General features: G+C 70.2%; 10 protein-coding genes. 6 read left to right on the top strand and 4 right to left on the bottom strand.

From position 1 onward, the window contains the following. Window positions 1-37 precede the first annotated feature (37 nt). From AB0K10_RS15595 to AB0K10_RS15605, 3 genes are all read left to right on the top strand, one after another. Window positions 38-655: a TetR/AcrR family transcriptional regulator gene (locus tag AB0K10_RS15595; RefSeq protein WP_363683858.1), complete on the top strand. Its 618-nt coding sequence runs from the start codon at window positions 38-40 to the stop codon at window positions 653-655. A 156-nt stretch (window positions 656-811) separates the two neighbouring features. Further along, window positions 812-1,654: a hypothetical protein gene (locus AB0K10_RS15600; protein ID WP_363683860.1), complete on the top strand. Its 843-nt coding sequence runs from the start codon at window positions 812-814 to the stop codon at window positions 1,652-1,654. A 266-nt stretch (window positions 1,655-1,920) separates the two neighbouring features. Then, complete coding sequence (locus AB0K10_RS15605; RefSeq protein WP_363683861.1) at window positions 1,921-5,106, top strand: penicillin acylase family protein; 3,186 nt, start codon at window positions 1,921-1,923, stop codon at window positions 5,104-5,106. Between the two features lie 78 nt (window positions 5,107-5,184). Here the strand turns inward: AB0K10_RS15605 and AB0K10_RS15610 are convergent, their stop codons facing one another. Both AB0K10_RS15610 and AB0K10_RS15615 read right to left on the bottom strand, forming a co-directional pair. Then, window positions 5,185-5,490, bottom strand: coding sequence for a hypothetical protein (locus AB0K10_RS15610; protein ID WP_363683863.1), 306 nt, complete (start codon window positions 5,488-5,490; stop codon window positions 5,185-5,187). Between the two features lie 83 nt (window positions 5,491-5,573). Then, window positions 5,574-6,113, bottom strand: a complete 540-nt coding sequence (locus AB0K10_RS15615) for a hypothetical protein (RefSeq protein ID WP_363683865.1) — start codon at window positions 6,111-6,113, stop codon at window positions 5,574-5,576. A gap of 464 nt (window positions 6,114-6,577) precedes the next feature. Here AB0K10_RS15615 and AB0K10_RS15620 point away from each other — a divergent pair, with 464 nt between their 5' ends. After that, a complete protein-coding gene (locus tag AB0K10_RS15620) occupies window positions 6,578-6,973 on the top strand; it encodes a PPOX class F420-dependent oxidoreductase (RefSeq protein WP_363683867.1) in 396 nt (131 codons plus the stop codon). A gap of 36 nt (window positions 6,974-7,009) precedes the next feature. On the opposite strand, the gene AB0K10_RS15625 is transcribed toward AB0K10_RS15620, so the two are convergent. Next, window positions 7,010-7,645 (bottom strand): TetR/AcrR family transcriptional regulator, encoded by a 636-nt coding sequence (locus tag AB0K10_RS15625; protein ID WP_363683869.1) that lies wholly within the window; start codon window positions 7,643-7,645, stop codon window positions 7,010-7,012. 99 nt (window positions 7,646-7,744) lie between these two features. On the opposite strand from AB0K10_RS15625, the gene AB0K10_RS15630 reads away from it, so the two are divergent. Together AB0K10_RS15630 and AB0K10_RS15635 are read left to right on the top strand one after the other, a co-directional pair. Further along, entirely contained in the window at window positions 7,745-8,332 is a 588-nt protein-coding gene (locus AB0K10_RS15630) for an NAD(P)H-dependent oxidoreductase (protein ID WP_363683871.1), read from the top strand. Continuing rightward, entirely contained in the window at window positions 8,329-9,753 is a 1,425-nt protein-coding gene (locus AB0K10_RS15635; protein WP_363683873.1) for a DHA2 family efflux MFS transporter permease subunit, read from the top strand. Before AB0K10_RS15630 ends, AB0K10_RS15635 begins: the two co-directional genes overlap by 4 nt. A 300-nt stretch (window positions 9,754-10,053) precedes the next feature. Here AB0K10_RS15635 and AB0K10_RS15640 read toward each other — a convergent pair whose 3' ends face one another. Continuing rightward, window positions 10,054-11,409, bottom strand: coding sequence for a glycosyl hydrolase family 18 protein (locus tag AB0K10_RS15640; RefSeq protein ID WP_363683875.1), 1,356 nt, complete (start codon window positions 11,407-11,409; stop codon window positions 10,054-10,056). Window positions 11,410-11,460: the final 51 nt, after the last annotated feature.

Here is an 11,460-nt window from a genome sequence, read left to right on the forward strand (position 1 = left end):
ACTTACGCGCTCGCCTAACGTCTGTAAAGTCAGAGGGGTGACCACACCGAGAATGCGGGCCCGCAACAAGCGCGGCGAGGGCGCCCAGCTGCGCGACGAGATCGTCGACGCCGCGATGAGGCTGCTGGAGGACGGCACGCCGCAGAACGTGACCCTGCGGGGGATCGCCCGGCAGGCCGGCATCTCCGCGCCGTCGATCTATCCGCACTTCCCGGACCTGGACTCGATCCTGCTCGCGGTCGCGCAACGCGCGTTCGGCATCCTGGAGCAGGAGCTGGGCGCGCCGGATGACGCGGATCCGGTCGAGCGCCTGCGCGCGATCTGCGCGGCCTACCTGACCTTCGCCGAACGCCGGCCGCAGCAGTACCGGCTGATGTTCGGCGCCGTCTGGGATGCCGGGCAGGCGCTTGAGCGGGCCCCGGGCATGGCTGACGAGCTCTCCGTTCTCGGCATGGGAGCGTTCGAGATCTTCCGGCGTACGCTCGCCGACTGCGTCGCGGCGGGCCGATCCGCCAGCGCGGACCCCTTCCGCGATGCGACGGCGCTCTGGGTGGGTCTGCACGGATTCGCCCAGCTCCAGGTGGCGGCACCGTTGTTCCCGTGGCCACCGGAGCTGCGCGACTCCGTCATCGACCGGATGGCGCTGCTGCGCTGACGGTGCGGTTGGCCGCGACCCCGCAGAGAGCGTGCCTCGACAACACCATGCGTCGCGGCTGATGGTCGGTGCCCACCAACTCCCCGACCCGGTGCACGGCGCGGTTCCGCCCTCGGCGGGCTGCGCTCCACGACGGCACCCTGGCAGGATGCGCCCGTGCGTCCCCGGCTTCTCCTCCTGTCCGCTGCGGCTGCGTGCGCCGTCTTCCATGTCGTGGGTGTCCTGACGGCCCGTCCGATCTGGCGTTACGCCGAGGTGGCGAGCCTCGGTCTGCTCCTCGCCTACGCTCTGGCCAGCCGACCGCCGCGCTCCCGATGGGCGCTGGGGGCAGCCCTCGCGGTGCTGCTGGTGGACGCGTTCCGGACGATGCCTGCCCCTCGGGACAGCACCGGCTACGGCTGGCAGGTGCTCGTGCCCGGCTCCGCCCCCGAGACACCGTCCGCGTTGGAGTCTGCACTGTCCCTCTGTTGGCCTGCGGCGGCCGCAGTCGGGGTGCTGCTCGTCGTTTGGCGCCGCGATGGCTGGCACCGACGATGGATGGCGCCGGGTGTCGTGGGGGCAGCGCTCATCATCGGGTACGCGACCGTCCGTATCGTTGGTATCCGGAGTGCCGTAGACGCGGAAACTCCGCGAGGGAACGACACCGGTATGGCCGACCTGATCATGGCGGTCCTGCCGCCCCTGGTTCTCGGGGTCACCGCGCTGGCGCTCGCCTCGGCGCTCGGTGGCCACGGTCGACGGATCGCCGCGATCGGCGCGGCGTTGCTGGCCCTCACGGCGCTGCCGCTGATGGACACCTGCATCGCCACGGTCCCGATGCCGCTGTACGCGGGCAGTCAGAACGCCGTGTTCGCCTGGCACGCCATCACGCCCACGCCGTCCCTGCCGCAACCGATGCCGGCGCTCACGGCGATGGTCGAACTGACCGGGTGGCTGCTGCTCGTCGTGGGCCTCAGCACATCGTCGGTGCCGACGGCCGCGTCACCGGCAGTGGCCTGAGCGGATCGGCGCCGACCGAATTGCGGTTAGCCGCTGCCTTCGGGTCCGGATCCTCACGCGTCCCGTCCGGAAGGCGGCGAAACGTCGGCATTGGCGCGTGGTGAACGACGGCTATCCGCGACGGCGATCCTGCATCGATCATTGCCGGGAGATAGACGTGAGTCAGTCTCACCTCCTAGTGGAACGTCCGGGCGCAGAGGGCGAGAGATCGGCACCGGCAGCCGGGCGTACCGAACGGCCCGACTCCGCGTCCCCGGAGGATCGCCATGCCCCGTCCCGCTTCCCGTAACCGGCTCGCGGCGTTCACCGCCGCCGCCCTGACCGCGAGCGTCCTGACGGTGACCCCGCCGTCACCGGCGCTTGCCGCCAGCACGTTCGCCGCCAACGACTACTGCCTCGGCCAGTGCGCCGACATCCTGCCCCCCGGGCAGAACGGCAATGCCACGCTTGTCGCCATCCTGGCGCACCAGGCGCTCGGCACCCGCCCGGCACACTCCAGTGACCAGCTCGACGAGTACGCGAACCTGGTCTACAACTACGCCGGGCTTACCGACGAGCAGATCGGCCACTTCTACAACGACGCCTCGTTCGGCCTGCCCGCCGCGCAGGTCGAGAGCACTGTGTCGCCGCGCGCGGACGTCACAATCGTGCGGGACAAGGCCACCGGCGTCCCGCACGTCACAGGTACCACCCGCGCGGGCACGATGTTCGGGGCCGGCTACGCCGGGGCCCAGGACCGGCTGTGGGTGATGGACCTGCTGCGGCACGTCGGCCGGGGCAACGTCACCTCGTTCGCCGGCGGCGCGCCGGGCAACCGGGAGCTGGAGCAGAGCGTCTGGGCCAACTCGCCCTACACCGAGGCGGACCTGCAGGCCCAGGTGGACGCGCTGCGCACCAAGGGCGCCCGGGGCCAGCAGCTCTACACCGACGTGGTCGACTACATCGCCGGCATCAACGCCTACATCGACAAGTCGATCGCCGACGACAACTACCCGGGGGAGTACGTGCTCGCCGGCGCCGGCAAGCCGAAGCACTTCACCATGACCGACCTGATCGCCACCGCCGGGGTGATCGGCGGGCTGTTCGGTGGAGGCGGCGGCAGCGAGATCCAGTCCGCGCTGGTCCGGGTGGCCGCCCGAGCCAAGTACGGCGCCGCCGAGGGCGACCGGGTCTGGACGGCGTTCCGGTCGCAGAACGACCCGGAGACCGTACTCACCCTGCACGACGGGCAGAGCTTCCCGTACGGGGCGACACCGCCGGGCGCGACAAGCGCGGTGCTCCCCGACGCCGGCTCGGTGGTCGCCGAGCCTCTCGCGTACGACGCCAGCGGTGGGGCAGCCGCCCGCACCGGCACCAGCACCGCCACCCAGGGGCTGCTGGGCGGCCTGTCCAACCTGCGCGCGCACGGCATGTCCAACGCGGTAGTGGTCTCCGGGCGGCACACCACCACCGGCAACCCGATCGCCGTCTTCGGGCCGCAGACCGGCTACTTCGCGCCGCAACTCCTGATGCTCCAGGAGCTGCAGGGGCCGGGGATCAGCGCGCGCGGCGCCGCGTTCGCCGGTCTGAACCTCTACGTGCTGCTCGGCCGCGGCCAGGACTACGCGTGGAGCGCGACCTCCGCCTCCCAGGACCTCACCGACACATACGCGGTGCCGCTGTGCACCACCGACGGCAGCGCGCCGACGCTGCGTACCAACCGCTACCTCTACCACGGGCAGTGCCTCGCCATGGAGGCGCTGGAGCAGCGCAACTCCTGGTCGCCGACGCTGGCCGACTCCACCCCGGCCGGCTCGTACACGCTGCGCGCGTTGCGCACGAAGTACGGGCTGGTCGCGTACCGGGGGTTGGTGAACGGGCAGCCGACCGCGTTCACCAAGCTGCGCTCGACCTACCGGCACGAGGCCGACTCGGCGATGGGCTTCCAGGCCTTCAACGACCCGTCGGCGATGGGCAGCGCGGCGGCGTTCCAGGCGTCAGCGGCCAGCGTCGGGTACGCCTTCAACTGGTTCTACGTCAACTCGACCGAGGCGGCGTACTTCAACTCCGGCTCGAACCCGGTCCGGTCGGCCACCGCCGACCCGAACCTGCCCACGAAGGCCGAGCCGGCGTACGAGTGGGCCGGCTGGAACCCGGACACCAACGACGCCACCTACGCCCAGGCGTCGGCGCATCCGCAGTCGGTGAACCAGGACTACTACGTCAGCTGGAACAACAAGCAGGCGCGGGACTTCGGGGCCGCGGACGGCAACTTCAGTTTCGGCTCCGTACACCGTGCTCAGTTGCTCGACGGCCCGGTGCGCGCCGCGATCGCCGAGCGCAAGCTCGGCCGCGCTGACGTCGTGAAGATCATGGCGGACGCGGCGGTGACCGACCTGCGTGGCCAGCAGGTCCTCGGCGACCTGCTGCGGGTGCTGGACAGCGCGCCGGTCACCGACCCGGCGCTTGCCGACGCGATCGGCAAGCTGCGGGCCTGGCAGCAGGCCGGCACTCGCCGGGTGGAGACGTCGCCCGGCTCCAAGGTCTACCAGCACGCCGATGCCATCCGGATCTTCGACGCCTGGTGGCCGCTGCTGGCCTCGGCGGAGTTCCGCCCCGGCCTCGGGCCCGACCTGTACGCCGCGCTCGTCGATGCCATCGAGGTGAACGAGGCGCCGTCGGGCGGCCAGAACGGCGGGCGCGACGGCGCCGTGAGCTGGGCGTCGCAGGGGCAGGCGCACAAGGGTTCGTCGTTCCAGCACGGCTGGTGGGGCTACGTCGACAAGGATCTGCGCACCGTGCTCGGTGACCCGGTGGCCGGTGGGCTGGGCCGCGCGTACTGCGGCGACGGCAACCTCGGCGCGTGCCGGCAGGCGTTGCTCGACGGGCTCGGCCAGGCGGCCGCGGTGCCGGCCACCACGGTGTACCCGGGGGACAAGTCCTGCTCCGCCGGCGACCAGTGGTGCGCCGACTCGATCGCCCAGTCCGGCCTCGGCGGCATCACGCAGCCGCTTATCGCCTGGCAGAACCGTCCCACCTACCAGCAGGTCGTCTCGTTCCCGGCGCACCGGGGCGACGATGTCACCAACCTGGCACAGGGGCGCCCGGCCACCGCGTCGAGCACCCAGTTCCTGACCAGCTACACGCCGGACAAGGCGGTCGACGGCAGCCTCGGCAGCCGGTGGGCCAGCAGTTACAACGACAACCAGTGGCTCCGGGTCGACCTTGGCGCGGCCCGCACCGTCAGCCGGGCGGTGCTGCGCTGGGAGTCCGCGTACGGCACGTCGTACCGGATCGAGGTCTCCGGCGACGGCAGCTCGTGGACGCCGGTGTTTGCCACCACCACCGGCAACGGCGGCGTCGACAACGTCACCTTCGCGCCGGTCACCGCCCGCTACGTGCGGGTGTACGGGACCAAGCGGGCCACCTCGTACGGATTCTCGCTCTACGAATTCGAGCTGTACGGACGGTGACCTCGGTCGGAGGGGGCGGCGGCACACACCCGCCGCCCTCTCCGAGGCCCGGGCCCGCGGTGCTCGTTCCCGCTCCCGTCAGGGGTGCCGGCCGGAAGTGCGGAGATCCTTCGCGTGTTGATGGAGCTCGTCGACCGTGGCGAGGCTCAGCTCCAGCTCGGTGAGCCACCTCCGCACCAGCGCCTTGTCCGACGCGTGGTGCAGACAGTGTCGCAAGCTCTCCTCCGGCGTCCGAAGCTTCGCCGCATAAAAAGCGACGTAGTCCTCCATGCCCGTCCGAGCGGGATAGATGGCCGCATTGAAGATCACGCCCACATCCTCGCCACCTCCCGGCGACAGCTCAGAGACACGATCGGCGATCATTGTCAGCCGTTCCTTGATCACCTCGGAGCCTTCCCAGCAGGGCGGACCGAGCGCCAGGACCCGCACGGGTTCAAACGAGCGTCGGGCACTTCCTCTCCTTTTCCTTACCCCGTCCAGGGTGAGGGTGACCGTGTAGAAGTCACTGCCTCGTCTCGCCTCGCTCGCCACAAGGGGTACGAGGAAGCGGTCGTTGCGTTCGCGGGGATCTCCTGCCTGATCGGACTGGAGTAGCGCCCCTTCTGCAGCGGAAAGTCGACCGCATACGAGGCACTGGGCCCCAGTCGCCGCTCCATCACCTGCTCACCACCGGTGACCGTTCCGCCGGGAAACCTGACTACGAGAGGCGGATCGATCGTGGGAACGCGGAGGGTGCCTTGCACGTCGAGGTGAATGCGTCGCAGCAGCCCCGGCCGATCGCCGTCGTTACGCACGAGGACGTCCAGAACTGGCCGGTCCGGCTCGATGGTTCCCACGAGGTGCGTGTCAGTGTTCGGCTCCGCCTGGATCACCTCGGCATCAGACACCAACACGTCGACGAGGCTGATCACCTCGGCCCTGCGTCGTTGCGCTCTGAGCGTCGCCCACGCCGCGACGGCGGCGGCGGCGATTGTCGACACGCCTGCCACAACGACTTCGTCAACCACGACAGATACCGCCCACATTGTCCTTCTCGTCCGTCGGTTGGCGGCCGAGTACACCAGCCATGTCACCCATCGCAGCCGACGTTCTTGGTTGAGACCATCATTCGGCAGGCAATTGGCTGCCCGACGGCGAGCCCACCGAGATGTCCACAGTGTGGCGACGCAGGCCGGGTGAATTCGACGATGAACGCCTTCACGAGGCACTGTCGCAGATCGGGTCCTCGCTTCCCGGGCCGACGCAACGAGTGGAACTCGTCGCCAGGCGACTGGCCGAGAAGTCAGGCCCGAACGGCGCACTTCTTTGACGTGCCCTGCCTGTTGGGCACCCGAAGTTCGCGATCGGAGCGACTTCGTCACATCGGGTAGAGTGCCGACGCCCGTCAGGTGACCGTCTGAGCGGTTTGTCCGTCCACGCGGGACACCTGCCGCCCGCCTCACGGGGCGTTCGACAAGCTAGCGGAGGAAACATGACCGTGTTCACCGAGCGGGAGCTGGCCTTCCTGAGCGAGCAACTTCTGGGCAGGCTGGCCACCGTCCAGCGGAACGGCACTGTGCAGAACAACCCGGTGACGTTCGGGTACAACCCCACGTTGCACACGATCGACATCGACGGCCACGGCATGGAGACCAGCCAGAAGTTCCGCAACGTGGCGGCCGGCTCCAGCGTTTCGCTGGTGGTGGACGACGTGGCCTCGACCAATCCGTGGAGCGTGCGCTGCCTGGAGATCCGCGGCGGCGCCGAGGCCCTGCCACAGGCGACGAACGCGGCGGGCGAGCCGACCGGCGCGCTCATCCGGATCCACCCCCGCCGCATCCTGAGCTTCAACATCGACCCCGACGCGGGCATCCGGTCGGTGGCGTGACGCGCGTGACCGGGCGGCGGGAAGGTCGCCGCCCGGTCACGCCTGGTAGCCGTGCAGGAAGGTGCGCACCCCGGCCGCCACCATCGCGGCCACCTCGCGCTCGGCCGGCGGACCGACCCGGTAGGGCAGATTGTCCGACGAGATCAGCACCATCAGATGGCCCGCGGCGCGCTCCGGATCGTCCATCTTGAGCGGGTGCCGCTCGGCGATCGCGCACAGCCGGTCGGCCAACTCCCGGCGCACCCGCTGCGGCCCGTTCTCCTGCCAGGCGGCGATGGCCGCGGCGGGGATGTGCTCCGCCTCCGCGTGGATCTGCCGGACCAGCGCGAAATGCGGGGCGTTGGCCGAGTTGCGCACCGAGATCCACTCGATGCCGAACGCGACGAGGTCGCCCTCCAGCTCGACGATCTTGTGCAGGTGGCGGTCGATGATCGCGAGCTGGGTCTCCACCAGCCGGCGCGAGCTTTCCTCGATCACCGCCTCGAACAGGCTCGCCTTGTCCTTGAAGTGGTTGTAGATCGTCCGGCTGGACACGCCGGCCTCGGCGGCGATCGCGTCCAGACCGGCTCGCGTGTAGCCGTCCCGCGAGAAGATCGCCAGCGCGCCCTCGATGATGGCCCGCCGTTTGTCCGGGGAGCCCCCGCCTGACCAACTGTTCGGCTTCTCCGTCACGGCCCGAGTCTAGCGCCCTTACAACGTTCATTGTAGTTAGAGCAACGTTCGTTGTAACCTGATCCTCGCCGGAGTCCATGACTGGAGAGAGAGCACCTAATGACCAAGATCGGGATCATCCTGGGCAGCACCCGTCCGGGCCGCCGGGGACAGCAGGTCGCCGAGTGGGTGGCCGAGGTCGCCGCCAAGCAGCAGGACGACGTGACCTACGAGATCGTCGACGTCGCCGACTTCGACCTGCCGCTCCTCGACGAGGAGCAGCCGGCCCTGTTCGGCACGTACGGCAAGGACCACACCCGGCGCTGGGCGGAGACGATCGCGTCGTACGACGGGTTCGTCTTCGTGACGGCGGAATACAACCACTCCGTCCCGGGGGCGCTCAAGAACGCCCTCGACTACCTGTTCGCCGAGTGGCACCACAAGCCGGCCGGCTTCGTCAGCTACGGGCTGCACGGCGGCACGCGCGCCGTCGAGCACCTGCGGCTCATCCTGGCCGAGCTCAAGGTCCCGACCGTACGCACGCAGGTCGTTTTGTCGATTTTCAACGACTTCACCATGTCGGCGCCGACCGAGACCGGCTCGTTCACGCCGGGGGCCCACAACGAGCCGACCCTGGTCACCATGCTCGGCGAGATCGTCGCCTGGTCCACGGCGCTGGAGTCGCTGCGCAGCCCGGCCCTCGTATGACCCGCGTCGACAGCCGGTCCGCGCCGCCGCTCGAGATCAGCCCCGAGACCTGGCGCCTGGCCTGGGTCGTCGCGTTCGGCGCGTTCGCCGGCGGCCTCGACACCTCGCTGATCAACATCGCGCTGAACACCATCGAGCGTGACTTCGGGGCCGATCTCGAGCTGGCTCAGTGGATCTCGAGCGCGTACTTGCTGGCCCTGGCCGTCTCCCTGCCCGTGTGCGCGTGGCTGGGGCGGCGGCTGGGGGTGGGCCGGCTCTGGCTCGGGGCGCTGGTGGCGTTCACAGTCGTCTCCGGTCTGTGCGCGGCGGCCCCGTCGATGCCGGTGCTCATCGGCCTGCGGGTGCTGCAGGGCCTGACCGCGGGCCTGCTCGTGCCGGCCGGTCAGACGATCCTCGGCCAGGCCGTCGGCCCCGGCCGGCTCGGACGGGTCATGGCTCGGATCGGCATCGCCGTGGTGCTGGCGCCGGCCCTCGGCCCGGTCCTCGGCGGGCTGCTGCTGCACGGCCTGTCCTGGCGTTGGCTGTTCCTGATCAACGTGCCGATCGGGATCCTCGCCATCCTGGCCGGGCTGAAGTGGATCCCGCACGAGAGGGGCACCCACACCGGCCCACTCGACGTGGCCGGGTTCGCCTACATCGGACTCGGCCTGCCGCTGACCGTCTACGGCCTCACCACCTGGGGGGCGCTCGGCACGCCCGAGCCCGCCCGGGTGCTGCTGTCGCTGGCTCTCGGCTGCGCCGGCATGGCCGCGTTCGTGGTGCACGCGCTGCGACGCACCGATCCGCTGCTGGACGTGACGCTCTACCGGACGTCGGCCTACACGGCGGCGAGCGTGGCGTTCGTGTTCAACGGGGCGCTGACCTTCGGCTGCGCGCTGCTGATCCCGCTCTATTTCCAGTTGCTGCGAGGTGAGGGCGTGTTCGAGACCGGTCTGCGCACGCTCGCGCTGGGTGCCGGCACGGCGGTGATGCTGCCGCTGAGCGGCCGGCTGACCGACAGGTACGGCGGTGGCCCGGTCGCCGCCACCGGCACGCTGTGCACGGCCGTCGCCACCGGCGCCTTCGCCCTCGGACTCGACCAGCAGCCGGTCCTCGAGCAGGCCATGATCTTCCTGCTCGGGATGGGCATCGGCATGGCGTCCACCCCGCTCATGGTGTCGGCGTTCACCGCGGTGCCCCGCGAGCGGCTGCCCGACGCCACCTCGCAGATCAACATCATCGTCCGCATCGGCGGTGCGCTCGGTGCGGCGATCTACGCCGTGGTTCTGGCCCGCGCGCTGCCGACCGGCCCGCATCACGCCTTCCGGGTCGCCTTCACCTGGCAGGCCGGCACCGGCCTGGCGGCCTTCGCGGGCGCCCTGCTGCTGTGGTTCATCCTGTCCCGCAACGATGACCGGGCCACCGCCCCGGCGCATCACTGAGCAGTGCCGCACCCCGCACACACCTCGCCGCTCGCCGCCCCCGTGGCGAGCGGCAAGGCTCCTCCGCAGCGAACGGGCTGTCTTACCTGGACCCCTGAGCTGCCCACCTCCGACGGCGATGTTGGAGTGCAACTGACCGCCGTCGAGATGGACCGTGCCTTGGGCGGCTCGCCCCTCGATGACGACGGCGCCTCCATTCCCCACTCGACCTGATCACCCAGCCAGGTCTCACACGACCCGCCGGCCGGTTGACGGTCGGCGGGTCGGTGCTCGCGTTCTCGCCGCAGGCTGGGGGGCCGGTCAGCGGCCCTGTAGGCGCTTGACGTTGTCGCCGAAGGTCCAGCCCTTCGACCCGTCCCAGTTCGCCGACCAGGTCATCAGGCCCTTGAGGCCGGGCACGGAGTTCCAGGCCTGCGTGACAAGTGACGTCGACAGGTAGCCGCCGCCTGCCCCGTTCTGCGCGGGCAGGCCGGGGACCTGCTTGTCGTAGGGCACGCGGATGGTGGTGCCCTGGATGGTGAGGCCGTTGTTGAGGCACTGGGTCTGCACCGTGAAGCCCTGCACGGTGCCGGCGGGGTACGAGTCGCCGGCGCAGCCGTACATGCTGCCGTTGTAGTACTGCATGTTCAGCCACCAGAGCCGGCCGTTGTCCACGTACTTCTTGATGATCGGCAGGTACGAGCCCCAGATCGAGCCGTAGACCACACTGCCGCCGGTGACGTAGGCCGTCTCGGGGGCCATGGTCAGGCCGAAGTTGGACGGCATCCGGGCCAGCACGCCGTCGATGATCCGGATCAGGTTGGCCTGCGACGTGGACAGGGTGTTGATGCTGCCGCTGCCGGTCAGGCCGGTCTCGATGTCGATGTCGATGCCGTCGAAGTGGTAGGCCGTCAGGATCGGCACGATCGTCGCGACGAACCGGTCGGCGACGGCGGTGGAGCTCAGGTCGATGCCCGCTGCGGCCCCGCCGATCGACATCAGGATGGTGGCGCCGGCCGCTTTGGCCTGGCACATCTCGGCCGGGGTGGCGACCTTCACGCCGGCGTCCATGCCGTTCTCCCAGAGGACCGTGCCGTCCGCGCGGATCACCGGGAACGCCGCGTTGATCACGTTGTAGCCGTGCTGGCCGAGCCGGCTGTCGGTGATCGGGATCCAGCCGAGACCGGGGTGTACGCCGTTGGAGGCGCCGTCCCAGTTCTCCCAGTAGCCCTGCAACACCTTGCCGGTGGGCCGCGACTTCACCGCGCAGGTCCCACCGGTCGGCGGAGGCGTGGTGGGGGGAGGTGTGGTCGGTGGGGGCGTGGTGGGGGGAGGGGTGGTGGGCGGCGCGGTCGTTGGCGGTGCCGTGGTGGGCGGCGGTGTGCTGCCCGAGCATGCGCCCAGGTCGCGCCACAGCGACGGGGTCGCGGCGGGGTTCCAGCCCGCGCCGGGGTACGCGGTGTGGGTGACCAGGGCCTGGTAGAGCCGGCCGCCGTAGGTGACCTGGGCGCCCGCCTGGTAGGTGACGCCCTCGGCCCAGGCCGGTGCGGCGCAGGCGACCATCGCTACGGTGCCCGCCGAGGACACGGCCGCCATGCTGCTGGGGACGAAGGCGACGGCGGCCGCGACAGTCATCGCCGCCCCGGCTACCACTGCGAAAATTCGACGGCTTCTCATGGCTGACTCCCCAGGCTTCGACGTCCCGTGACCTCCACATATTGACGTTCA

Source organism: Micromonospora sp. NPDC049274 (assembly GCF_040678875.1).
Classification (GTDB): domain Bacteria; phylum Actinomycetota; class Actinomycetes; order Mycobacteriales; family Micromonosporaceae; genus Micromonospora.